We start from the raw sequence: 23,910 nt of genomic DNA, 5'->3' as shown, positions 1-23,910 counted from the left end.
GCGCGCAGGGACATGCGGGCCCGTCGGTGCGTTCACGGCACCACGGGCAGCGGGGAGGGAGTGTCTGGCGGGGCCGCGGGCGCGGCGTGGCTGGATGCCGTCGCGGCAGCGACGGGGCGACAATGGTAGCCAATCACCCTGGCCAATGCCGCATGACCATCGTCATGCAACGCAATCGGTAGTGCCGGCCGCTGGCCGGCAACCGGCTGGAATCTGCGGGCGTGTGCCGTGTTTCCGGCCAGCGGCCGGCACTACCGTCAAGCAATCAATGCACTTCGTCGTGATAGACGAACTTCGGCATTTCCCAGCGGTAGTGGATCGCCAGCAGGCGCAGCGCGAAGCCGCCGCCCAGGCAGCACAGGATCGCGGTAGCGTCGGCCACGCCCCAGTGCAGCAGCAACAGGTAGGCCGCGCCGGTCAGCAGCGCGATGATCGCGTACAGCTCTTTCTGGAAGATCAGCGGTACCTCGTTGCAGAGGATGTCGCGCAGCACGCCGCCGAAGGCGCCTGTCAGCATGCCGGCAATCAGCACGATCGGCATGGCATGGCCGGCCTCACGTGCGATCGAGCAGCCGATCAGGGTGAAGGCGATCAGGCCCAGGCCATCGAGCACCAGGAAGGTGCGGCGGAAGTGGTGCATCCAGCGTGCGACCCAGGTGGCGATCAGCGCCGCACACACGGTGAAGCCCAGGTACTCGGGATGCTTCACCCAGCCCAGCGGATAGTGGCCGAGCAGGATATCGCGCAGTGATCCGCCGCCGAGGGCGGTGACGCAGGCGATCATGACCACACCGAACAGGTCCATGCGGCGGCGGCCGGCGGACAGCGCGCCGGTCATGGCTTCGGCGGAAATGGCGATCAGGTAGATGATGGACAACAGCATGGTACAGGCTCCGGGCGCGGTGGGGCCGGCCATGCGCCACTATCGCCATTGCCTGCGCAATGACGGGATGACGATGACCGGTGCCGCTCCCGCTGTCCTTTTACCTGAGAGTTCAGCGGCATGGGCCGCGTGCCCCTTCGGCGGATCGTCCCGGGCGTGCCCGGTGACCTCTCTCCAGCTCGGCGAGTCGAATGCATGGTTGGTGGGATTCCAGCCCACCGGCCTGAGCGATCATGGGAGCCTGCGCCTTCGGCGGGCGCCAGCGCGGCGCCTCTCTCCTGCATTCGGGCGCCAGTATATCCGCTGCAGTGCAGCACGGCATAATCCGGGCATGGCACCGTCCCTCCGCCCGTGGTTCCTGTACCTGCTCGAATGCCGCGATGGCAGCTACTACGCCGGCATCAGCACCGACGTGGACGCGCGTTTCGCTGCCCACCAGGCCGGAAAGGGCGCGCGTTACACCCGGTCGCGGCCACCACTGCGGGTCCTGGCGGTGCGCGAGTACCCGGACCGAGCAGCGGCCTCACGTGCCGAATGGGAGCTCAAGCGGCAGCCGCGCGAACGCAAACTGGCCTGGCTGTTGCAGTAGATCCACGCCATGCGTGGATGGGGCGCATCAGGCCATGCCATGATCGCCCAGCCTTCAGCGCTGGAGACCCGGATGTCCACCGTTGCCCTGTTGTTCGCACTTTCCGCAGCAGCAAGCCCTGCCGCCGACGCCGCCACGATCGCAGCCATCGAAGCCACCTGCCATGACTATGTGGATGGCCAGCTGGAGGCCGACCCGCAGCGTGTCGCCCGTTCCCTGCACCCGGACCTGGCCAAACGTGCGGTGCTCGGTGATACACCGGACGAACGCCTGGGCCTGCGCCGGATGTCGAAGGAAGAACTGGTCTCGCTGACGAAGCAGGGCGCGCTGAAGACCACGAAGGATCAATGGGACCGCCGCTGCACCGTGCTGGACGTGACCGGCAACGCGGCCTCGGTGCGGCTGGAAACGCCGTGGTTCGTCGACTACTTCCACATGGGGCGCTTCGACCAGCGCTGGGTGATCGTCAACGCGCTGTGGTACCCGAAGCCGAAGGCGCCGTGAGCCGAGCATGGGCTCGGCTCTACAGGAACATGCGTGCGGCCCTAGCGCCTCGGCCGCCGGTCTTCCTGGTCATCACCGAAGATGATGCGCGCGCTGCGCTGGTAGCTCCAGTACGCCACGGCCCAGTTCAGCAGCACCACGATGCGGTTGCGGAAACCGATCAGGAAGAAGACGTGCGCGGCCAGCCAGAACCACCAGGCAAGCACGCCGGACAGCTGCAGCCGGCCCAGGTGCACGATCGCGGCCATGCGGCCGATGGTGGCGAGGTTGCCGAAGTCGGCGTACTTGAAGGGACCGGGCGCCGGCTTGTCGTGCAGGCGCGCGCGGAGCACCTCGGCCACGTACTTGCCCATCTGCTTGGCGGCGGGCGCAACGCCGGGTACCGGCTTGCCGTTGGCCTGGTTCAGTGCGGCCAGATCGCCGGCCACGAACAGTTCCGGATGGCCAGGCAGTGTCAGGTCGGGTTGCACCTGTACGCGTCCGGCGCGGTCCAGCGGCACGTCCAACGTGCGCGCCAGCGGTGAGGCGGCCACGCCGGCGGCCCAGACCACGGTGCGCGCCGGCACGAACTGATCACCGAGCTTGAAGCCCTGGCTGTCGATGTCGCTCACCGGGGTACCGGTCAACACTTCCACGCCCAGTTTTTCCAGCTGCCGGCGCGCCTTCAGCGAAAGCACTTCCGGGAACGAAGACAACACGCGTGGGCCAGCTTCGACCAGCCGCACCTTGGCGCTGGCCGGATCGATATGGCGGAACTCGTTGCGCAGCGTATGCCGCGCGATTTCTGCCAGGGTGCCGGCCAATTCAACACCGGTGGGGCCACCGCCGACTACGGCGAAGCTCAGCCACGCCGCCTTCTTCGCCGGGTCCGGTTCGGCCTCGGCACGTTCGAACGCCAGCAACAGCTTGCGGCGCAGCGCGATGGCATCGTCCAGGGTCTTCAGGCCGGGGGCATCATCGGCCCACTGGTCGTTGCCGAAGTAGGCGTGGGTGGCGCCCGTGGCCAGCAGCAGGGTGTCGTAGTCCAGCGTGCTGCCATCGGCCATGCGGATCTGTCGGGCCTGCTTGTCGATGGTGACCACTTCGCCGAGACGGACTTCCACATTGCGCTGGTGGCCGAGGATGTGGCGCAGCGGTGCGGCGATATCCGGCGCGGACAGGCCGGCGGTGGCCACCTGGTACAGCAGCGGCTGGAACAGATGGTGGTTGCGGCGGTCGACCAGGGTGATGCGTATGCGCTCGCGGGCCAAGGCACGGGTGGCCCAGAGACCGGCAAAACCGCCGCCGACAACAACCAGGTGGGGAACGCGCTCGCGACTCATCGACTCACTCCAGTGGGGGCATGGGGGAAGCGCTTGGCATCTTCGCACGGCAGGCGGTTGTCACGTCAGCGCCCGCGCGGATCGGCGATACTCGGGTTCAGGCAACCGCCCGCGAGGAATCCATGAGCGAACCGGAAAAGCGCATCGCCCTGTTGATCGACGCCGACAATGCGCCGGCATCGAAAATCGACGAGGTCCTGGCCGAAGTCGCCCGCTACGGCGTGGCCAACGTTCGCCGTGCCTATGGCAACTGGAAGAGCCCACGGTTGAAGGGATGGGAGGCGGTGCTGCACGAGTACGCGATCCGTCCGATCCAGCAGTTCGCCTACAGCAAGGGCAAGAATGCTTCGGACATGGCGATGGTGATCGATGCCATGGACCTGCTGTACGCGCGCAATCTGGATGGCTTCGCCATCGTGTCCAGCGATGCCGATTTCACCCCGATGGTGATGCGCCTGCTGACCGATGGTGTGAAGGTCTATGGCTTCGGCGAAAAGAAGACGCCGGAGCCGTTCGTCAACGCCTGCTCGAAGTTCACCTATCTGGAGGCGTTGGGGCAGACTCATGCCAGCGTGCAGGATGCGGAACAGTCATCGAACGAACAGGCACCGAACGAGCCGGTGGCCAACGACGATGCGCGTCCGCGCAAGAGCGGCGCGGAAATGCGCAGCGATACGCGTCTGGTGAAGATGCTGCGACGCGCGGTGTCCTCGGCCGAGGGCGAGGATGGCTGGTCGCACCTGGGCCCGGTCGGCAGCCAGATCGGCAACCAGGCCTCGTTCGACCCGCGCAACTACGGTTACGGCAAGCTCAGCGACCTGCTGGCCGCGATTGGCCTGTTCGAGCTGAAAAAGGACGGCAAGTCCTCCTACGTGCGCGCGCTGCCGAAGAAGAACCGGTAGCGCCGGGCCTTGCCCGGCGAATCAATACCGCCGGTCAGATCTCACGCGCATCGGAATTCGAATAGCCCTCGGCGAACCCTGCGGCGAAATCCTCGACGCCGTTGAAGGCCAGCAGCAACAGCCCGGCGCACAGCAACTGGTTGCGGCTGGAACGGCGGTAGCCCAGCACCAGCATCACCAGCCCTGCAGCCAGCAGAACATAGTTCAGAGCATCCCATCCCGTCACGTCGTCTCTCCCTGTGGATCGGCGTATCGTAGCGTTTCCGCGCCACCGTGGCGCACCGCTGCTGGCAAGGAAATCCGAAATGTTGAAGATCTGGGGCCGTCGCAATTCCAGCAACGTCCGCAAGGTGCTGTGGTGCGCCGAGGAGATCGGCCTGCCGTATGAGTCCATCGAAGTCGGTGGCAGCCACGGCGGCACGCAGACGCCGGAATACCAGGCGATGAATCCCAACAGCCTGGTGCCGGTGATCGAGGACCACGGCCTGCCGCTGTGGGAATCGAACGCCATCGTGCGCTACCTGAGCGCGCGTTACGCGCTGGGCACGCTGTACGCCGAGGACCCGATGGAACGCGCCCAGGCCGAGAAGTGGATGGACTGGAGCACTTCGCGGATGGCGCCGCTGTACACCGACCTGATCTGGGGCATCATGCGCACCGCCCCGGCGGACCGCGACGAAGCACGGATCAACGCCGCCATCGTGCGTGCCGGTGACTACCTGGCGATGGCCGACGCCACGCTGGCCAGGCAGCCGTGGCTGTCGGGCGAGACGTTCGCGATGGGTGACATCCCACTCGGCTCGCTGATCTACGCGTGGTTCGAACTGCCGATCCAGCGCCCGGAACTGCCGCACCTGGCCGACTGGTACGCGCGCCTGCGCGAACGCCCGGCGTACCAGCGCGGCGTGATGTCGCCGCTGACGTAAGCGGAAACGGTAGCGCCGGGCCATGCCCGGCGGACGCGGTGCGCGCAGAATCCGCCGGGCATGGCCCGGCGCTACCGTCCGCGTGCCCTCAATACAGATCCGTCGGGTCCACATCCAGCGACCAGCGCACCTTGCGTGCTTCCGGCAGCGCGTACAACTGCGGCACCAAGTGCGAAAGCACACCGTGCAACGGCGGCCGCTGCAGCGCAGACAGCAGCAGCTGGGTGCGCTGGTAGCCGGCGCGGCGCGGCATCGGCGCCGGCATCGGCCCATAGGCCTCGACCACGTTCTGTTCTCCCAGCAACTGCCGCGCGGCCAGCAGGAAGGCATTGGCGTGCTCCACCTGCTGGGCTTCGGCGCGCATCAACGCCAGGTGCGCGAACGGTGGGAATCCAGCCGCCTCGCGCTGGTTCAACTCGGCCTGCGCGAACGGGTGGTAGCCGCCGCTCACCAGCGTTTCCAGCAACGGATGCCCGGGATGGTGGGTCTGCAGCCAGACTTCGCCGGGATCGCGTGCGCGGCCGGCGCGGCCAGCGACCTGGATCAGCTGCTGTGCCAGTTTTTCACTGGCACGGAAGTCGGCCGAGAACAGCCCTTCGTCGATGCCCACCACCACCACCAGAGTCAGCTTGGGCAGGTCGTGGCCCTTGGCCAGGATCTGCGTGCCGACCAGGATGCCGGGCTGATCCCCCAGTTTCGCCAGCTGCTGTTCCAGCGCGTCGCGTCGCGACGTGGTGCCGCGGTCGATGCGCACCACCGGGAATTCGGCGAAGGCCGCAGTGAGGTGCTCTTCCAGGCGTTCGGTGCCGATACCCTGCGGCTGCAGCGCCAGGCTGCCGCAGGCCGGGCAGGCCAGCGGTGCCGGTTGCCGCGCACCGCAGTGGTGGCATTGCAGGCGACGACCGCCACCATGCACGGTCATCGGAGCATCGCAGCGGTTGCAGGGCGCGGTCCAGCCGCAGTCATGGCACAGCAGCACCGGCGCGTAACCGCGGCGGTTCTTGAATACCAGCACCTGCTGGCCGCGCTTGAGATGCTCGCCGATGCCGGCCAGTACGTCGGCCGACAAACCGTCATGCAGCGGCCGTTTGCGTACATCCAGGATGCGCACGCGCGGTGGCCGTGCGTCGCCGGCACGCTGCTTCAGGCGCAGGTGGGTGTAGCGCCCGGCATAGGCGTTGTGCAGGGTTTCCAGCGACGGCGTGGCGCTGCCCAGCAGCACCGGGATGCCCAATGCCTTGGCCCGCACCAGGGCGAAATCGCGCGCGTGGTAGCGGATGCCGTCCTGCTGCTTGTAGCTGCCGTCGTGTTCCTCGTCGACGATCAGCAGACCGGCCTGCGGCAGCGGCGTGAACACTGCCGAGCGGGTGCCGACGATGACCCGAGCTTCACCGCGAGAGGCGGCCGCCCAGACGCGTGCGCGCTCGTTGTCGTTCAAGCCCGAATGCAGCTCGTGCACGGCGATGCCGAGACGGCCGCGAAAGCGTGCCAGGGTCTGCGGAGTCAGGCCGATTTCCGGCACCAGCACCAGCGCCTGCTTGCCCTGTGCCAGGCAATGGATGATCGCCTGCAGGTACACCTCGGTCTTGCCGCTGCCGGTCACGCCATCCAGCAGGAACGGCTGGAAACCCTCGGTGGCGTTGATCGCGGCCACGGCCTCGGCCTGGTCCGGATTGAGGGTGGGGCCGGGCAGCGGTTGCGCGTGTTGCGGGGCCACACTCAGGGCGACGCGCTCGGCCAGCTCACGCTTGGCCAGGCTGCGCGCAGCGGTGCGCCAGTCCTGCATGCGTTCACCCAGCACGTCTTCGTCCACTGTGGCCTCGGCCAGCAGCTCGGCCAGTTGCCGGGGGCGGCTGCCAGCGCGCAGCTTCCCGCGCTGCAGGCGTCCTTCGGCGGTCAGCTGCCAGCCCCAGTGATGGGTGTCGGGCAGGGCTTCACCGTGGCGCAGCGGGCCAGGCAGGGCGGTGCTAAGCACCTCGCCCAGCGGCGCATGGGTATAGCGCGACAGCCACTGCAGGCTCTGCCACAGCTCGCCCTGCAGCAGCGGCTGCGGGTCGCACCACGCCAGCGCCTGGCGCAGGCCCTGGCCATCGTCGGTCTGGCCGTGGCCGGCCACCACGCCGACCAGCTCGCGGTTGCCGAATGGCACCTTCAGGCGGCAGCCAACCGCCACCGCGGGAGCCTCACCCTCCGGCGACAGGTAGTCGAACAGGCGGGGCAGGGGGACGGGCAGGGCGACCTGCAGGGTCGGAATCGGTGAAAGCATCGGGCCAGTGTAACGGGCCATGCGCACGCGGATGGCAGGCGCGAAGGCGCCCGGGCGACGCCCGTTGAATCATAAATGTCACCTAAATATCGGTGTCCATTGGAGATTCAGTCTTATCCACATGTTCTGTGGATAAGACTGTGCGTTAACGGTCGGCGGGCGCGCGGGAGGCCGATGGCGACGGCCTCACGCTTGGGTTGGTCAAAAAATCGCCATACTTTAAAAACAATCAAAATCAATGACTTAAGTGTGAAACATTGCTGAAACAGAGTGAATTCAGCTGGATGCCGCAGTTTCCCGTGCGAGGGCCGTGGTGCTGTGCACAACCTGCAGCACGAAGTACCTGCGGGCGCAAGTCCTGCCGGGCGCCGATGGCCTGCCGCTATCATGCCGGCAGACCTTTGGAGTAACCGATGACGGCTGTGCCCGCCCCTGTTCCCTCGACCGCGGCCGGCGCGCTGTCGGCGTTCCTGCGTGGCGTCGAACGCCGTGCCCTGGTGGTGGCTGAACTGCAGTGCGGTGAAGCCGCCCGTGCCGAACAGACCCTGGTGGCGGTGATGCGCGCCTTTGCCGCCGTCGCCAGCGACCTGCCCATGGCGCAATGGCCGACCCGCTTCTGGACCCTGCTGGGCCAGCGCCAGGCGCTACGCGAACCGCTGGGCGGCCAGTGGGCACCGCCATTGGCTGCGCTGGGTGAGATGGGGCCGCTGCCGCGCCTGGCGCTGTTGCTGCGGGTAGGCGGTAGTCTGGATGAAGGCATTGCCATGCGCGTGCTCGACCAGGACGAGGCCGGCTACCAGCAATTGCTGGCCGATGCCTGCCCGCGCGATACCCATGGCCAGCCTGATGCCTCGGCCTGGCGGCAGCTGGCCGAGCAGGTGCAGCTGCGCATCCGTGACCTGCCGGCCAAGCGCCTGCAGCAGCTGCAACAACCGGCCGCACCGGCCGCCAACAATGAAACCCCGACCTCCAGCTGGCGTGCACCGCAGCGTGACGAGCGCGCGGCCGCCAACGGCAAGCGCCGCCGTGTGAATGCCAAGCCGCGCTGGCGCGGTCCGCTGATCCTGTTGCTGACCGTGGCGGTGCTGCTGGCCGCCGCGCTGGGCTGGCGCCATTGGCAGGGCCGTGTGCTCGGCAGCGATGCGCCGCTGCCGGAAGGGGTGGTGGGCGATGCCGGTCCGGTCACGGTGGAGGCGCTGCCGCCGAGCAAGGTTGAAGCCGCGCCGGATGCGACCCCGGCCCAGGCTGCCGACGACGCCATGATGCTGGCCGACCGCGACTATCCGCTGGTGGCCGATGCCGACCTGTATGCGTGGACGGCCGCTGGCGGCCCGCTGCCGGTGGACGAATCGCAATCCAAGCCGAGCCGGCCGGAGCCGGCCAGCGCCACGCTGGAAACCGCTGCTGCCGATGAATAAGACTGTGTTCGCCAGCCTGCTGCTGGCCCTGCCGTTGTCGCTGTCGGCCACGCCGCAGACCGTGAACGTGCCGCTGCCACCGCCCTCGCCCGGAACCACGACGGCGCCACCGGCGCCGGCCGCGGCACCTTCGACGTTTGCCCACCTGGATGCGCAGCAGCAGCGCCAGCGCCGTGCCGACTACGCCACGTGGCGGGCGTTGCCGGAAGGCGAGCGTGAACGCGTCCGCCAGGCTGCGGCGCGTTTCAATGCACTGCCGGCCGATCAGCAGCAGCGCCTGCGCCAGCAGTTCCAGGCGCAGGACCAGGCGTTTCGCGAAGGCTGGCGGCTGGGCCCGCAGCTGGGCCTGGAATTCCCCAAGCTGCACGGCCTGTTCGGCTTCGTGCCGCCGGAACAGCGCGAGGCCGCGCTGGCCGTGCTGCGCCAGCTCAGCCTGGCGCAGCTGGCCCAGCTGACCCTGGTCGCACAGCGCACGCCGCCGCAGGAACGCGACGCGGTGCGCAGCGCCTTCCTCGCCGTGCCCGCCGCCGAGCGCGACAGCTGGCTCAAGCGCCAGGCGGGTCAGTAAACAAAGGGGACGGAGGGGATTAAGTCGTACTCGGCACAGTCGGGCTTGAAACGACTTAATCCCCTCCGTCCCCTTTTTTCTGTTCGTAACGCGATCGCAACGCGGTAAACCGGGGGCTGCTGAAACCCAGCATTCACGCCATGTCATGGGAATGCGCGCGCTGCGCGCGTAAGATGACCGGCCGCAACCCGGTGCCTGTGCCCTTCGCGCGCAACCGCAGTTCGCGTCAAGCACCTTATGTCTACTGCAACCTCCACGCCGCGCTTCAGCAAGGAAGTCGGCGCCACCGGTTTGCTTGCCCTGCCGCTTGTGCTCGGGCATGTCTCCACCGGTCTGATCTCCTTCGTCGACAACGTCATTGCTGGCCACCACGCCACGGCGACCCTGGCCGCGGTGACCATTGGTACCGCACTGCTGTGGCTGCCGATGCTGATCCCGATCGGTACCCTGATCTCGCTTACCGCCTCGGTGTCGCAGCTGCACGGCGCCGGTCGTGAGCGCGAGATCGGCCCGCTGTTCCGCCAGGCGCTGTGGCTGGCGCTGGGCCTGGGCCTGATCATGTTCACCTTCCTCACCGTAGTGCCGCCGCTGCTGCCGGCCTTCGGCATCGCACCGGACATCGTGCCGGGGGCGACCGCGTTCCTGCATGCGGTGCGCTGGGGTGGCCCGGCACTGACCCTGTACTTCTGCATGCGCTACCTCAGTGAGGGCATGCACTGGACCCTGCCGACCATGCTGATCGGCTTCGGTGGCCTGCTGGTGCTGGCGCCGATGGGCTACGTGCTGGCCAACGGCAAGCTGGGCTTCCCGGAAATGGGTGCCGAAGGCCTGGGCATCGCCTCGGCGGTGATGATGTGGCTGCAGGCGATCGCCTTCGCCACCTACCTGTGGTTCACCAAACGCTTCGCCCATCTGCGGCTGTTCTCGCACTTCGAAGGGCCGCGCTGGCCGGCGATCTGGGATCTGCTGCGCACCGGGCTGCCGATCGGGATCACCGTGCTGATGGAAGGTGGTCTGTTCATCGTCACCGCGCTGCTGATCGGTCGCCTGGGTGCCAATGAAGCGGCTGCGCACCAGATCGCGATCAACGTCGCCCAGCTGTGCTTCATGATCCCCATGGGCGTGGCCGAGGCCACTACCGTGCGCGTCGGCCATGCGGTCGGCCGTGGCGATGGCTTCGGCGTGCGCCGCGCGGCCTGGGCCGGCTACGCGATCATCATGGGCACGCAGACCCTGTCGGCGGCGGTGCTGCTGTTCGGCCATGACGCCATCGTCGGTGTCTACACCAATGATCTGGCAGTGGCCGGGCTGGCCTCGACCCTGCTGCTGTACGCGGCCACCTTCCAGTTCCCGGATGGCATCCAGGTGTTGTCGGCCGGTGCGCTGCGCGGCCTGAAGGACACTCGCGTGCCGATGTTCATCGCCATGTTCGCGTACTGGGGCCTGGGCATGCCGCTCGGCGCCGGGCTTGGCCTGGGCCTGGGCATGGGCCCGCAGGGCATGTGGATCGGCCTGATCGTCGGTCTCACCGCGGCGGCGATCTTGATGGGCTGGCGCCTGCGCCGCAGCAGCCTGCGCATCGGCCAGTCCAGCCTGTCCTGATCCTTCCTGCCCGCCCCGGCGACCCGTGGCGGGCGATCCCCTGACTTGTGTCCGATGCCGCATCACGCGGCACCGGCTATGCTGGCACTACGGCAAGAAGCCTTCCGGAGCGTTCCATGAATCAACCCGTGCCCCCGCTGCCCCCGGCGCGTCGCAACCCCGTCACCAGTTTCTTCATCGGGCTGTGGGACGTCATGAATTTCACCCGCCGGTTGATCCTCAACCTGGTGTTCTTCGGCCTGCTGTTCCTGTTGCTGGTGATGTTCGTCATCGCCGCCGGCATGGGTGCCGGTGCCAGCAAATCGTTGCAGGACCGCACCACCCTGGTGATCGCGCCGGAAGGCCGCCTGGTCGAGCAGTTCAGCGCTGACCCGGTCAGCCGCGCGCTGGCCAAGGCGGTGGGCGACAACGGTGCCGAAGAGATCCAGCTGCGTGACCTGCTGCGGGTGATCGAGTCGGCCAAGGAAGACAAGAAGATCGAGCGCGTGGTGCTGGAGCTGGACAAGCTGCAGCCGTCGGGCTTCGCTTCGCTGCGTGAAGTGGCCGCTGCGCTGCAGGACCTGCGTGCGTCCGGCAAGCAGCTGGTGGCCTACAGCGAGAGCATGGGCCAGTCGCAGTACCTGCTGGCCGCGCAGGCCGACGAGGTCTACCTGGACCCGATGGGGTCGGTGGTGCTCGAGGGCCTGGGCCGCTACCGCCAGTACTTCCGCACCGGCCTGCAGGACAAGCTGGGCGTGGACGTGCACCTGTTCAAGGTGGGCGAGTACAAGTCCGCTGCCGAGCCGTACGTGCTCGACGCCGCTTCGCCGGCGTCCAAGGAAGCCGACCTGTTCTGGATGAACGACGTGTGGCAGCGCTACCTGGGTGACATCGCCAAAGCCCGCCGCCTGGATCCGGCACAGCTGGCCGCCGGCATCGACACGCTGCCGGAAGGCATCTCCGCCGCCGGTGGCGACCTGGCCAAGTTCGCCCTGCAGCAGAAGCTGGTGACCTCGCTGAAGACCCGCGAGGAATTCGAGGATCTGATGATCGAGCGCGGCGTGGCTGACGACGATGCCGACGGTGGTTTCCGCAACGTCGACTTCGGCAGCTACCTGGGCCAGCTCGATGCGCGCCGCAACCCGGTCGACAGCCGTCCGCAGGTGGCGGTGGTGGTGGCAGCCGGCGAGATCAGCGGTGGCGACCTGCCGGCCGGCCGCATCGGTGGCGAGTCAACCTCGGCGCTGCTGCGTGCAGCGCGCGACGACGAGAACGTGAAGTCCGTGGTGCTGCGCGTCAATTCGCCGGGTGGTGAGGTGTTCGCCTCCGAGCAGATCCGTCGCGAAGTGGTGGCCCTGCAGGCCGCTGGCAAGCCGGTGGTGGTGTCGATGGGCGACCTGGCTGCCTCCGGTGGCTACTGGATCAGCATGAATGCCGACCGCATCTATGCCGATCCGTCGACCATCACCGGTTCGATCGGGATCTTCGGCATGGTGCCGAACTTCAGCCGCGCGCTGGACAAGATCGGTGTGCACACCGACGGCGTCGGTACGACCCGCTTCGCCGGTGCCTTCGATGTCACCCGCCCGATGGATCCGGCGGTGGGCCAGGTCATCCAGTCGGTGATCAACAAGGGTTACGCCGACTTCACCGGTCGCGTTGCCGACGCCCGCAAGAAGCCGGTCGAGGCGGTCGACGAAGTGGCCCGTGGCCGCGTGTGGAGCGGTGCGCAGGCCAAGGAACGCGGTCTGGTCGACGCCTTCGGTGGCTTGAAGGATGCGGTGGCCGATGCCGCCAGCCGTGCCAAGCTGGGCAAGGCCGATGCTTACCGCGTGCGTTACATCGAGAAGGCGGCGACGCCGTTCGCGCAGTTCGTCAGCGGCTTCGCCGGCAGCCGTGCCGGTGCCTGGATGCTGTCCGACTCGGGCATGGCGCGGATGATGCTGGCGCGTGCGATGCCGGAAGTGGATACGCAGCTGCGCTTCGTCGAGAACGCGGCCCGCGACAAGGGCAACGGTGCGCCGGTGAAGGCGCTGGCGTACTGCTTCTGCGGGTTCTGATCGGAAGTCCATCCACGCATGGCGTGGATCTATTGGAAACGCCCGGCCCCGGCCGGGCGTTTTCGTTCACGGGGTCGGATCCCTTTGCTCCGCAAAGGGCTCTGACCCCACAGGTCATTGCGTCGCGTCGGCCTCGGCCTTCTGCTCGCGTGCTGCAGCATCCTCCACGGCCTTCTGCGCGCTCTTGGCGCGGTCCAGCGGCTCATGCATTGCACGGGTCATTGCCTGCGGTGCCGGTGGCTTCTCCGGGTTGGGCGTCGGCGGCCGTTGGCACGCCGCCAGCAGTACGGCGGCCAGCAGGGACGTGGACACGATCAGGATGCGCATGGCGGCTCTCCGCAGTGGGCGTGCGTGCAGTGTCGCATTCCGGGCAGGGGGCTGCCGTGAGCGCGTATCCTTGCCGCATCGAAACACAGCGGGCGCGGCCCCGGAGGACACATGACCCAGCAACGGTGGCGCCTGGACGGCCAGACTGCCCTGATCACCGGTGCCAGTGCCGGCATCGGCCTTGCAATCGCGCATGAACTGGCTGGCTTCGGTGCCGACCTGATGATCGTCGGGCGCGATATAGACATGCTGGAGACCGCGCGCGACGAGCTGCTGGACATGTATCCGCAGATGCAGGTGCACGCGCTGGCTGCCGATGTTTCCGATGACGAAGACCGCCGGCAGATCCTGGACTGGGTGGAAGACCATAGCGATGGCCTGCACATCCTGGTCAACAACGCCGGCGGCAACATCAGCAAAGCGGCTACCGAGTATTCCGAGGACGAGTGGCGCAACATCTTCGAGACCAACCTGTTCTCGGCGTTCGAACTGTCGCGCTACGCGCACCCGCTGCTGGCACGCCATGCCTCGTCATCCATCGTCAACGTCGGCAGCGTATCCGGCCTGACCCATGTGCGCAGCGGCGTGGTCTACGGCATGAGCAAGGCGGCAATGCACCAGATGACCCGCAACCTGGCCGTCGAGTGGGCCGAGGATGGCATCCGGGTCAACGCGGTGGCGCCGTGGTACATCCGCACGCGGCGCACGTCCGGCCCGTTGTCGGACCCGGACTACTACGAGGAAGTGATCAACCGCACGCCGATGCGCCGCATCGGGGAGCCGGAGGAAGTGGCTGCGGCCGTGGGCTTCCTGTGCCTGCCCGCCGCCAGCTATGTCACCGGCGAGTGCATCGCGGTGGATGGTGGTTTCCTGCGCTACGGATTCTGAGCTTTCAGCAGGTAGTGCCGGCCGCTGGGCGGCAACTGCAATCATCTGAAGATCCTGTGGTTGCCGGCCAGCGGCCGGCACTACCGGGTGGCCGTCACCCCGGTACCGGGCAGTTGCTGGCCTCCAGCACACCCTGCAGCCGCTCGCGCTCGCTGCGTGCGCCGTCGCGGTTCTCTGGCGTGGCGAAACGTTCGCGGCCGCGTGCATCGCGGAAGCGCTGCTGCCAGCCGCCGCAACGCTGCGCTTCGGGCAGTTCCTCGCAGCGATCACGTACCACTTCGCAGCCGGCCGCATTCACCGGCGTGACGCCGCCCAGGCCCTGTACCGTCATCAGTTCGCACCGACCGGGCGCGGCCTCGTACTCGTGCAGGTAGCTGCCGCCCTGGCTGTCGGTGCACTGGAAGATCGGGGGCAGGGGCGGCTTCGGTGGGCCGTCCTTTGCTTCGGCGTGGGCCTCGGCGTCACGACGCAGCGTCGCGCTGTCGAGGATCTGGTTGCCGCCCTCGCGTTCGACCATTCCCGCTTCCATGATCGTTCGGCCTTCGTCCGCACGGCGTGGCGTTGCAGAGGGCGCCTGCGCGGGCGCGGGTCCTGCCGGCAGGGGGGCTGGCGTCTCGACGGCGGGGGTGGGGGCGACCACCGCCGGCTGTGCGTTGGCCGGATCGGGTACGCGCAGTACCTGCTGCTTGCTGCCGGACGGGCAGGGCGTGCGTTGCAGCGTGGGTACGTCGCTGCTGCTGGAGGTGCATCGATACACCACGCTTGTTTCGGCCAGTGCCGCGCCGGGCAGCAACACCAGGGCCAGCCAGATCAGTTTGTTCATGCGTACAGCGTACAGGTGGTGATGCGGCGCGGCGCTCAGCGCTGGCAATCGCGCGACACGCGAGCGTCGATGCCGCGCTGTTCGTTGCTGATGGCCGTACGTTCGCTCTGCAGCGCACTGTTGTAGCGGCGGTCCAGCTCCCAGCGGCGGTCACGCAGGCGCGCGCAGACTTCCTGCGGTGGCAGCGCATGGCAGCTGTCGCGCACCAGGACGCTGCCGGCCGGAACCTGTACCCCCATGCCCACCGAGGGCGGACGATAACCCGCGCCTTCACCGATGGGGGTCCCCACCGGTGTACCGAATGCCGGACGCGGTCCGGGATAGGCCGGGCCACGATGCCCGTGCGGCAGCCAGACACTGGTCCACAACGGGACCCAGCGCGGATTGCCTTCGTTATTGTCGCTGGTATAGCGCTGGCCATCCTCGGTGACGCACTCGTACATCGGCTGTGGCGGCTGGATGTAGACGTGGCGTACTTCGCGCTCGCGGATGACCGGGGTATCGCTGGGCGGCGATGGCGTGGCGTCACTACGCACCACCCGCGGCGCAGGATCCCGCGGACGCTGCAGGTCGCGCACTTCCTGGCGGCCGCTGTTGCAGGGCTTGTCCTGCAGCGCCACGGCACCATTGCTGGCCACGCAGCGGTATACGCGCACGTCCTCGGCGGCCGGTGAGTTCCAAGGCAACAGCAGGCACAGGCTCAAGGTGGCGCGCAGCAGGTTCATGGCGGCAGGGTGCGCGATTGTCGGTGGCTGTGCAATCGTCTGCTCAGGAGCGCAGCACGTTGCCGCTGAGCGCGTCGCGGATCGGCGTCGGCTGGGCCAGGCCGCCGGTCTCGCCATCGAGGATGCCGTCGAGCAGGCGCAACAGGCGTGGGTCGAGTTCCTCGCGGCTGCGCGCCGGTGGCTCGCCGGCCAGGTTGGCGCTGGTGGACACCAGCGGGCCACCCCAGGCACGGCATAGCGCGGCCACCAGCGGGTGGGCACTGATGCGCACCGCAATGCCGCTGTGCTCGCCGGTAATCCACGGTTTGGCTCGTGGGCCGGCCGGCAGAATCCAGGTGTTGGCGCCGGGCCAGCTGGCCAGCACTGCGCGCTGGCGGGCATCGGGCAGTGCCTGCAGGCGTACCCAGCCTTCCAGCTGCGCCAGCTCGGCGGCGACCAGGATCATGCCCTTCTCGATCGGGCGCTGTTTCAGCCGCAGAACCATGTGCACCGCGGCTTCGTGCGAGGGATCGCAGCCCAGGCCCCAGACCGCTTCGGTCGGATAGGCGATCACGCCGCCTGCGCGGAGCGAGGCGACAGCGGAGTCCAGGGTGAGTTCTTTCATGGCGGCGACCGGCCCGGCGTGGGCCTTCATTATCCCCCCGCTGCGTGCAGATGGGGTGGAACCAGGCACCCCGGCAGTGGCGGCCGCTGGCCGGCATCTGATGCTTCTGGGGGTTGCCGGCCAGCGGCCGGCACTACCCCTCATCCACGCAGGGCGCGGATCTACTTCGCGGCCTTCTTGACGGCCTTCTTGGCCGGCGCCTTCTTCGCAGCAGCCTTTTTCACCGCTTTCTTGGCGGGGGCCTTCTTGGCGGCGGCCTTCTTCGGTGCCGCCTCCTTCTTCACCGCCGCCTTCTTCGCAGGTGCCTTCTTGGCCGCGGCCTTCTTGCCGAAGCCCTTGCGCACCGGCTTGCCGGTTTCTTCCATCAGCTGCTGCACTTCGGCCAGGGTCAGCGACGCCGGCTCGCGATCCTTGGGGATCTTGCCGTTCATCCTGCCGTCGCTGATGTACGGACCGAAGCGGCCGTTCAGCACCTGGATGTCGCTGCCCTCGAACTCCTTGATGATCCGGTTGCGCGCGATCTCTTCCTTCTCTTCGATCAGGAACACGGCGCGGGCCAGATCGATGGTGTACGGGTCATCTTCCTTCTTCAGCGAGGCATAGGTGCTGCCGCGCTTGGCGAACGGGCCGAAACGACCGATGCCGACGCTGACGTCTTCGCCCTTGTCCTCACCCAGTGCGCGCGGCATCAGGAACAGCTCCAGCGCGTCTTCCAGGGTGATGGTGTGCATCGACTGGCCCGGACGAAGCGAGGCGAACTTGGGCTTCTCCTCGGCGTCCTCGGCGGTGCTGCCGATGGCCGCGTACGGCCCGAAACGGCCCAGGCGCACGCTGACCGGCTTGCCGGTCTTCGGGTCGGTGCCCAGTTCGCGTGCGCCGCTGGCCTCGGCGCGGTCGACCGATTCCTTCTTGTCTTCGACCAGTTCCTTGAACGGTCCCCAGAAGCGCGACATCAGCGGAATCCACTCTTCCTCGCCACGCGAGACGGCATCGAGCTCGTCCTCGAGCTTGGCGGTGAAGTCGTAGTCGACGTACTGGGTGAAGTGGCTGGACAGGAACTTGGATACCGCGCGGCCGACATCGGACGGGCGGAAGCTGCGGCCTTCCATTTCCACGTACTTGCGGAACAGCAGGGTCTGGATGATCGAAGCGTAGGTCGAGGGACGACCGATGCCGTACTCTTCCAGCGCCTTCACCAGCGCCGCTTCGGTGAAGCGCGGCGGCGGCTGGGTGAAGTGCTGGTCGGCCACGATGCGCTCCAGTGGCACGCGGTCGCCGGGCTTCATCGCCGGCAGCTTGCGGCCTTCGTCCTCGTCCTCGGCGCTCTTGTTGTCCTTGCCTTCTTCGTACACGGCCAGGAAGCCGGGCACCACCACGGTGGTGCCGCTGGCGCGGAACACGTGCTCGCTGCCGGCCGACAGATCGACGCTGACGGTGTTGAGCGTGGCCGGGATCATCTGGCAGGCCACCGCACGCTTCCAGATCAGTTCGTACAGCTTGCGCTCGTCATCGGTCAGGTAGCGCGCGACCTGCGCAGGGGTGCGCAGTGCCGAGGTCGGGCGCACCGCTTCGTGCGCTTCCTGGGCGTTCTTCGACTTGGTCTGGTAGGTGTTGGGCTGGTCCGGCAGCGAGGCGATGCCGTAGTCACGGGCGATCACGTCGCGGATCTCGGTCAGTGCATCCTGCGACAGGTTCACCGAGTCGGTACGCATGTACGAGATCAGGCCGACGGTGCCTTCGTCACCGATGGCCACGCCTTCGTACAGCTTCTGCGCCACCTGCATGGTCTTGCGGGTGGTGAAGCCGAGCTTGCGCGAGGCTTCCTGCTGCAGCGTGGAGGTGGTGAACGGCGGCGCCGGACGGCGCTTGCGCTCCTTGCTGGCCACGTCGGTGACGTGCAGCGCACCCTGCGCGGCCTGCTGGATGCGCAGGCGGGCCGCCTCGGCGGTGTCGCCATCGGTGACGGTGAACTGCTCGAACTTCTGCCCGTCCAGCTTGATCAGCTTGGCGTTGAAGTGCTGCGACGGGTGCGCGCACTCGGCGGCGATCGACCAGTACTCGCGGGCGATGAAGGCTTCGATCTCTTCTTCGCGCTCGACGATCATGCGCAGCGCCGGGCTCTGCACGCGGCCGGCGGACAAACCGCGCTGTACCTTGCGCCACAGCACCGGCGACAGGTTGAAACCGACCAGGTAATCCAGCGCGCGGCGCGCCTGCTGGGCATCGACCAGGTCGCTGGCGATCGCGCGCGGCTGGCTGATCGCTTCCTTGATGGCGCGCGGGGTGATCTCGGTGAAGACCACGCGCTGCATCGGCTTGTCCTTGACCAGCCCGCGTTCCTTCAGGATCTCGGCGATGTGCCAGCTGATCGCCTCACCCTCGCGGTCCGGGTCGGTCGCCAGCAGGATGTCGTCGGCGCCCTTGGCGGCCTTGGCGATCGCATCGACATGCTTCTCGTTCTTGTCGATCACGTCGTAGTGCATGGCGAACCCGTTGTCCGGGTCGACTGCGCCTTCCTTCGGAATCAGGTCACGCACATGCCCATACGAGGCCAGGACGGTGTAGTCCTTGCCGAGGTATTTGTTGATCGTCTTGGCCTTGGCCGGCGATTCGACGATGAGCAGGTGCTTGGGCATGTCGGGAAAGGTCTGTGGGCGGACCGGGGGAAGGGGCCGCTAGGGTGGAGCAAACGGCCGCATTAGTGAAGCGGCCACGGGCAAATCCATAAACTGAACGCCCGGTAGTGTGCCGGGCGTTCAGGTTTCACCTTATTAGAGGAATCACGCCCGGCCAGCCCATGTCAAGCAGCGAGGCGTGAGGATGGTCGTTCATGAGGCCATCTTGGCGATGAAGCCGACTGCTGCCACCAGCAGGACCAGGCCCGCCAACGACAGCAGGGCGGTCAGGACCAGAACCAGGATGGTGACCGTGCCCAGTTCCCGACGCTGCAGCTGCGGCTGGTCGGTATAGGCCCAACGGTCGACCACCAGAGTGTCGCATATCATGTCGTGCAGGCCCTGCTTGCGTTCGGTGAACGCGGCCATCAGGAAGCCGATGCCGAGAGTGAAGCTGCTCAGCAGCATGGCCCAGTAGCGACCGAAGGCGCGGGCCTTGGTGAGGCGCTCGCCATTGCCGCGCACGACCTTGATGCCGACCGCCATCTTTCCCAGCGTGGCACCGCCCCGCGAGGCATGGAACCAGGTGTAGTAGGCCATGCCGATGCCCAGGTTGATCAGCGCACTGGCCAGCTGCGCGACGATTTCGATGGACGATTCGCCACTGCCGACGGCGCCCATGCTGGCGCCGAGGACCACGCCGAGGATGGCACCGATGATGCTGCCCGGGATGACCAGCACGAAGTAGTCGATCATGTAGGCCGCTACGCGCTTCCAGAAACCGGCGTAGATCACTTCGCCGCCCATCACCGGCTGTACATGGCCGGCGGTACCGGCGGCGGCCGGCGCGTTGTACGGCGAGCTGCTGATGGCGCCGGTGCCGGGCAGCGGCGCGGTGCCGTTGTCGATGGCGGCATAGTCGCCGCGCAGGTCGAAACCGCCACTGCCGGTGGCAGTGCTGGCATCGGCCAGCGTCTGCAGTCCGAGCTCGTCGACCACCTGGCGCAGCGCAGCCCACTGCGCCATGCCTTCATGCCAGACCAGGGTGTCCAGGTTCAGTTGGCCGCGCTGGAAGCGCTGGCGGATCTCCTGGACCGGCAGGGGGCCCTGGCGTTGCTGTCCTTCGGCGTAATACCACTCAGTCATTGCATGTTCCCTGTTGGGTCGTCCTTGGAGGGGCTGGCGTGCGTGCGGCTCAACCGCGGCACGACGGCGGCAGGTACTTGTCGTCGCTTTCGCCGGTGCATTCCCAGCGGCCGCTGTCGCGGTCGTATTCCAGCCACAGCAGGTCGCCGTCGATGCTCTTGCCGGGCACGGCCAGGGTGGCTTCGATACCGCAATGGCCGTTGTTGAAGCGGCCGATGTTCACCGCCGACAGGCCGGCATGGGCGAAGTCGCCCGGCGCCGGGAAGCCGGCGTCGTTGGCGCCCGGGCAACGACCTTCGTCATCGGCGAAATGCTGCACCTGGTCCTTCAGCGGTTGCAGCACGGTCACCGCGCCAGCGACCTTGGCACGCAGGGTGTAGTCGTTGTAGGCCGGCAGGGCGATCGCGGCAAGGATCGCAATGATCGGCACAAGGACCAGCAGCAGGCCGCCGCCGATGATGGCGGTGAGCGCGCAGCCGGAGAGCTTCTTTTTCGGAGGCGGCAGGGCCGTCGTCGCCGTGCTGGTGGCATACGGTGTGGACGGCGGCAGTACGGGCGGCTGCGGCGGAGGCGGCGCTGTCGCCACCGCTTCCGGCTCGGGTTCGGCGGCGGCCGCAGCGACATCCAGTGCCGGTACGATCAGGCCGAGTTCGTCGACGACCGTGCGCAACGGCTGCCATTGTGGCAGCCCGTCGCGCCAGACCAGAGTGTCCAGGGAGATCTGGTTGTTGCGGAACAACTCGACCAACTGTTCCGCCGGCAGCGGGCCTTGCTGCCGGTTGCCTTCTGCGTGGAACCACTCGCTCACGGGGACGCTCCTGAATGCGCTATGCCCCCAAGTGTACGGTCAGTGCAGGGGTTCTGGCTCGTCCATGAACATCTGCGTTTCCATCCAGGCATAGGCCGCTTCGGAACCGGGCTGGTTGAACAGCACCATCAGCACGACCCATTTCAGGTCATCCAGGTCCAGTTCGTCCTGGTCCAGGGCCATGGCCCGGTCCAGCACCAGCTCGCGCTGGTCGGCGTCGAGGATGCCGTGCTGTTCCAGGTACAGCAGGAAACCACGGCATTCCACGTCCAGCTTGTCCAGCTCGGGACCGTGGTAGACGCGCACGGGGCCATCGACCCTCGCCTGGGCCACGCTCGGCCGCTGCGCGGCCAGGGCGTCGAGCCAGTCGAACGCCTTGTTGATCTCGGTTGGGCTGAAACCGGCCTGGATCAGGCCGTTCTGCAGCGAATCGCGGTCACGGATCAGGTCCGCATCTTCGCTGAAATAGTGTTCAAACAGGTACAGCAGTACGTCCAGGATGCTCTCTTTCATTGCCCCTCGGCCTGCGTCGCGCGACGCTGTGGAGGTGAAGAAACTAGGGAGTTCGACAGTAGCGGCCGTGTACGCACACCACGATTCCCGCCAGTTCCATGGCCAGCAGCATGGAGGACACCTGTGACGCCGTCAATCCACAGCGCGTGATCAGTGAATCCATACCGCTTGGGTTGTGGTCCAGGGTCCGCCACAAGCACTGGTAGTCAGGGTCGTCGGCCCAGCGCGCCGGCAGGAGCGCCGGCGGTGCCTGTTCAGTGGGGGTGGCCAGCCGCGATTGCAAGCCCGGCAGCTGTTGGCGCAGGGCCGGGGCCAGCAGCTCCAGCACTTCCTCGGGGCGCTCGACCAGCGCTGCGCCTTCACGGATCAGCCGGTGGCAACCCGACGCGCGTGGATTGAGCACCGAGCCGGGCAGGGCGCAGACCTCGCGCCCGGCCTCGGCGGCCAGGCGGGCCGTGATCAGTGCGCCCGAGCGTTGCGCTGCTTCGACCACCACCGTGGCCAGCGCCAGCCCGGCCACCAGCCGGTTGCGCGCCGGGAAATGGCCTGGGCGTGCCGGCGTGCCCGGCAGGTACTCGCTGAGCACCACGCCTTCTGTGGCGATCCGCGCCTGCAGCCGGGCATGGCTGTCCGGGTAGGCCCGGTCGGGGCCGGTGCCGATCACTGCCACGGTGCAACCGCCGACCTCCAGCGCGGCCAGGTGGGCGGCGGCGTCGATACCGGCGGCCAGCCCGCTGGTCACCGCCAGTCCGGCTTCGACGAAGCAGCCGGCAAAGCGTGTCGCCAGCGCCCGCCCACCGGGCGTCGGCGAACGGCTGCCGACCAGCGCCACCGAGGGGCGCCAGGCCAGGCTCGGGTCGCCGGCCACGAACAGTGCCAGTGGCGGGTTGGGGACGTCCAGCAGGGACGGAGGAAAGGCCGGATCGTTGAAGGCCAACAGATGGTGGTTGTCGTCCAGCAGCCAGCGCAGGCCCGCCGCCCAGGTCCGCGTATCGGGGCGCTCCAATGCCGCGCACTGTTCCGGGGTGCAGCCATGTGCACGCCATCCCGCCACGCCCAGCGAGATGGCCGCGCCCGCATCGCCCTGGCTCTGCAGCAGCGCCCGCCGTTGCGCCAATGCGCCCCCCGCCATCACCAGGCGCAGCAGCGCCTCTTCAGCTTGCTTGGTCATTCCCCACTATCGACCAGATGCAACAAAGGCGCCCTAGGGCGCCTTCGCGTGTGATCGTCAGGTTTTCCCGGAGGTGGCTGCCGGCCAGCGGCCGGCACTACCTGGGGTGGCCGGGGCAGCCCGGCAACGGTTACTTCGCGTCCGGATGCAGTGCGTTGTAACCCACGCGCACCGGCTTCACGCCCTGCATCACCAGTGCGTAGCTGACGTTGTCGAAGGTACGGAACACCATCGCGTGCGCGGCGTACTCATCCGGCAGCGCAACACGGCCAACGTTGCCGCTGAGGGCATCGTCCATACGCGACGAGGTCGGGTACTTCATGCGGTCCGCCACATGGCGGCCTGGCCGCCACAGCGAGAACACGGTGCCGTTGTCCACGCCCTGCGCGCGGCCGGCCGAAATCGCGATCACGTCGCGCGGACCACCGGCGGTGAACATGTCGGTCACTGCCAGCACGCGCACGTCGACGCCTTCGACGCCGGCAGCGGGCACATGCGGCACGAACTGCAGGTCGTAGGGCCGGGCCTCGATCGGGACCAGGCGGTCGCCGACACGTACTTCGCGGCCGCCTTCGTTCCTGTCCAGGACCAGGGTGGATGCCTGGACTTTGCCGCCAGCGATCCGGGTGATGGTGCCGGTGCCGACCTGGGCCAGCTCATAGCCGAGCACGCCGCGGCGGTGGTTGGGCGCGCTGTAGGCCTGCCACAGGTTGCCGCTGCCCGGGGTGACGTCGCCATTGGCGGTCAGGTCCTCGGTCGGCTTGGGCTGGGAGTAGCGCACGGTCGGGCGGACCACGGCCCAGCGCTGGCCCAGCTGGGCGTCGGCCAGGCGCACGTAGACGGCGTGGCCGCTGGTGGCACGCAGGCGTTCTTCTTCCAGGCCGGCCACGGCGGGCAGCTGCTCGATGCTGTCGACCACGCTCAGCTGCTTCAGGAACGGCTCGACCTGGGCCAACGGAATGGCGTCGATCGGAGCTTCCTGGCGCGGGCCGGGCTTGGCTGCGACGGTCACCCGGTCCAGATAGGCCAGGCTGAGCACGTCACCGGGATAGATCAGGTGCGGATTGGCGATCTGCGGATTGGCCTGCCAGATCTCCGGCCACAGCCACGGCTTCTGCAGGAAACGTGCGGCGATATCCCACAACGTATCCCCTTTTCGGACCACATAGGTGTCCGGGTGCCCGCCATTCACTTCCACGGCGGTAGCATAGGCAGCCACGGTCAGCATCGCCGCGGCGACGACCGTACGAAAACGAAGCAACATAGGTGTG

At 67.6% G+C, this 23,910-nt stretch carries 23 protein-coding genes and 2 riboswitches; of the genes, 9 read left to right on the top strand and 14 right to left on the bottom strand.

All coding sequences use genetic code 11. The annotated features are described in order from the left end of the window. Positions 1-265: 265 nt before the first annotated feature. A complete protein-coding gene (locus tag AC07M7_RS07245; protein ID WP_005411215.1) occupies positions 266-883 on the bottom strand; it encodes a trimeric intracellular cation channel family protein in 618 nt (205 codons plus the stop codon). 82 nt (positions 884-965) lie between these two features. Further along, positions 966-1,071: riboswitch (glycine riboswitch) on the bottom strand. Positions 1,072-1,084: 13 nt separating this feature from the next. Next, positions 1,085-1,174: riboswitch (glycine riboswitch) on the bottom strand. Positions 1,175-1,214: 40 nt separating this feature from the next. Between AC07M7_RS07245 and AC07M7_RS07240 the strand changes: the two genes are divergently transcribed. Both AC07M7_RS07240 and AC07M7_RS07235 read left to right on the top strand, forming a co-directional pair. After that, entirely contained in the window at positions 1,215-1,472 is a 258-nt protein-coding gene (locus AC07M7_RS07240) for a GIY-YIG nuclease family protein (RefSeq protein WP_295380731.1), read from the top strand. Positions 1,473-1,544: 72 nt separating this feature from the next. Continuing rightward, positions 1,545-1,976 (top strand): nuclear transport factor 2 family protein, encoded by a 432-nt coding sequence (locus AC07M7_RS07235; RefSeq protein WP_495207028.1) that lies wholly within the window; start codon positions 1,545-1,547, stop codon positions 1,974-1,976. 41 nt (positions 1,977-2,017) lie between these two features. Here AC07M7_RS07235 and AC07M7_RS07230 read toward each other — a convergent pair whose 3' ends face one another. After that, a complete protein-coding gene (locus AC07M7_RS07230; RefSeq protein WP_428709730.1) occupies positions 2,018-3,298 on the bottom strand; it encodes an NAD(P)/FAD-dependent oxidoreductase in 1,281 nt (426 codons plus the stop codon). A 122-nt stretch (positions 3,299-3,420) separates the two neighbouring features. Between AC07M7_RS07230 and AC07M7_RS07225 the strand changes: the two genes are divergently transcribed. Further along, complete coding sequence (locus AC07M7_RS07225) at positions 3,421-4,200, top strand: NYN domain-containing protein (RefSeq protein ID WP_046984251.1); 780 nt, start codon at positions 3,421-3,423, stop codon at positions 4,198-4,200. 34 nt (positions 4,201-4,234) lie between these two features. On the opposite strand, the gene AC07M7_RS07220 is transcribed toward AC07M7_RS07225, so the two are convergent. After that, on the bottom strand, positions 4,235-4,426 hold the full coding sequence (locus AC07M7_RS07220) for a hypothetical protein (RefSeq protein WP_046984252.1): 192 nt from the start codon (positions 4,424-4,426) through the stop codon (positions 4,235-4,237). 79 nt (positions 4,427-4,505) lie between these two features. On the opposite strand from AC07M7_RS07220, the gene AC07M7_RS07215 reads away from it, so the two are divergent. Further along, positions 4,506-5,126, top strand: coding sequence for a glutathione S-transferase family protein (locus AC07M7_RS07215; RefSeq protein WP_046984253.1), 621 nt, complete (start codon positions 4,506-4,508; stop codon positions 5,124-5,126). Between the two features lie 88 nt (positions 5,127-5,214). Here the strand turns inward: AC07M7_RS07215 and AC07M7_RS07210 are convergent, their stop codons facing one another. Then, positions 5,215-7,392, bottom strand: coding sequence for a primosomal protein N' (locus AC07M7_RS07210; protein WP_495207130.1), 2,178 nt, complete (start codon positions 7,390-7,392; stop codon positions 5,215-5,217). Positions 7,393-7,805: 413 nt separating this feature from the next. Here AC07M7_RS07210 and AC07M7_RS07205 point away from each other — a divergent pair, with 413 nt between their 5' ends. The 4 genes from AC07M7_RS07205 to sppA all read left to right on the top strand — a co-directional run bounded on the left by AC07M7_RS07205 (position 7,806) and on the right by sppA (position 13,019). Beyond that, on the top strand, positions 7,806-8,810 hold the full coding sequence (locus AC07M7_RS07205; protein ID WP_495207027.1) for a hypothetical protein: 1,005 nt from the start codon (positions 7,806-7,808) through the stop codon (positions 8,808-8,810). Beyond that, a complete protein-coding gene (locus tag AC07M7_RS07200; protein ID WP_495207026.1) occupies positions 8,803-9,378 on the top strand; it encodes a DUF3106 domain-containing protein in 576 nt (191 codons plus the stop codon). The genes AC07M7_RS07205 and AC07M7_RS07200 overlap by 8 nt, the downstream gene beginning before the upstream one ends. A 237-nt stretch (positions 9,379-9,615) precedes the next feature. Then, a complete protein-coding gene (locus tag AC07M7_RS07195) occupies positions 9,616-10,980 on the top strand; it encodes an MATE family efflux transporter (RefSeq protein ID WP_046984256.1) in 1,365 nt (454 codons plus the stop codon). A 116-nt stretch (positions 10,981-11,096) separates the two neighbouring features. Further along, positions 11,097-13,019 carry a signal peptide peptidase SppA gene (gene sppA, locus AC07M7_RS07190; protein ID WP_495207025.1) on the top strand — a complete coding sequence of 641 codons (1,923 nt, stop codon included), beginning with the start codon at positions 11,097-11,099 and terminating at the stop codon, positions 13,017-13,019. A gap of 114 nt (positions 13,020-13,133) precedes the next feature. Here sppA and AC07M7_RS07185 read toward each other — a convergent pair whose 3' ends face one another. After that, positions 13,134-13,346 (bottom strand): hypothetical protein, encoded by a 213-nt coding sequence (locus AC07M7_RS07185; RefSeq protein ID WP_012512229.1) that lies wholly within the window; start codon positions 13,344-13,346, stop codon positions 13,134-13,136. A 111-nt stretch (positions 13,347-13,457) separates the two neighbouring features. On the opposite strand from AC07M7_RS07185, the gene AC07M7_RS07180 reads away from it, so the two are divergent. Next, positions 13,458-14,234 carry an SDR family oxidoreductase gene (locus AC07M7_RS07180; RefSeq protein WP_046984257.1) on the top strand — a complete coding sequence of 259 codons (777 nt, stop codon included), beginning with the start codon at positions 13,458-13,460 and terminating at the stop codon, positions 14,232-14,234. Positions 14,235-14,328: 94 nt separating this feature from the next. Here the strand turns inward: AC07M7_RS07180 and AC07M7_RS07175 are convergent, their stop codons facing one another. The 9 genes from AC07M7_RS07175 to AC07M7_RS07135 all read right to left on the bottom strand — a co-directional run bounded on the left by AC07M7_RS07175 (position 14,329) and on the right by AC07M7_RS07135 (position 23,903). After that, on the bottom strand, positions 14,329-15,057 hold the full coding sequence (locus tag AC07M7_RS07175) for a hypothetical protein (RefSeq protein WP_337302244.1): 729 nt from the start codon (positions 15,055-15,057) through the stop codon (positions 14,329-14,331). 35 nt (positions 15,058-15,092) lie between these two features. Next, positions 15,093-15,782 carry a hypothetical protein gene (locus AC07M7_RS07170; RefSeq protein WP_046983428.1) on the bottom strand — a complete coding sequence of 230 codons (690 nt, stop codon included), beginning with the start codon at positions 15,780-15,782 and terminating at the stop codon, positions 15,093-15,095. A gap of 43 nt (positions 15,783-15,825) precedes the next feature. Continuing rightward, positions 15,826-16,416 (bottom strand): L-threonylcarbamoyladenylate synthase type 1 TsaC, encoded by a 591-nt coding sequence (tsaC, locus tag AC07M7_RS07165; protein ID WP_136638547.1) that lies wholly within the window; start codon positions 16,414-16,416, stop codon positions 15,826-15,828. Positions 16,417-16,547: 131 nt separating this feature from the next. Continuing rightward, positions 16,548-19,022: a DNA topoisomerase I gene (locus tag AC07M7_RS07160; RefSeq protein WP_046983426.1), complete on the bottom strand. Its 2,475-nt coding sequence runs from the start codon at positions 19,020-19,022 to the stop codon at positions 16,548-16,550. A 192-nt stretch (positions 19,023-19,214) separates the two neighbouring features. Continuing rightward, entirely contained in the window at positions 19,215-20,147 is a 933-nt protein-coding gene (locus tag AC07M7_RS07155; protein ID WP_006395961.1) for an RDD family protein, read from the bottom strand. A gap of 49 nt (positions 20,148-20,196) precedes the next feature. Beyond that, positions 20,197-20,955 carry a pilin gene (locus tag AC07M7_RS07150; RefSeq protein WP_046983425.1) on the bottom strand — a complete coding sequence of 253 codons (759 nt, stop codon included), beginning with the start codon at positions 20,953-20,955 and terminating at the stop codon, positions 20,197-20,199. A gap of 39 nt (positions 20,956-20,994) precedes the next feature. After that, positions 20,995-21,468: a DUF494 family protein gene (locus tag AC07M7_RS07145; RefSeq protein WP_005411195.1), complete on the bottom strand. Its 474-nt coding sequence runs from the start codon at positions 21,466-21,468 to the stop codon at positions 20,995-20,997. A 43-nt stretch (positions 21,469-21,511) separates the two neighbouring features. Continuing rightward, positions 21,512-22,639: a DNA-processing protein DprA gene (dprA, locus tag AC07M7_RS07140; RefSeq protein WP_136638545.1), complete on the bottom strand. Its 1,128-nt coding sequence runs from the start codon at positions 22,637-22,639 to the stop codon at positions 21,512-21,514. Between the two features lie 130 nt (positions 22,640-22,769). Further along, positions 22,770-23,903 (bottom strand): LysM peptidoglycan-binding domain-containing protein, encoded by a 1,134-nt coding sequence (locus AC07M7_RS07135; protein WP_046983423.1) that lies wholly within the window; start codon positions 23,901-23,903, stop codon positions 22,770-22,772. Positions 23,904-23,910 lie beyond the last annotated feature (7 nt).

It is taken from the genome of Stenotrophomonas sp. GW821-FHT09E08 (genome assembly GCF_059416125.1).
Note: the sequence above shows the minus strand (reverse complement) of the source record. Positions and strands in the feature narration are given on the sequence as shown.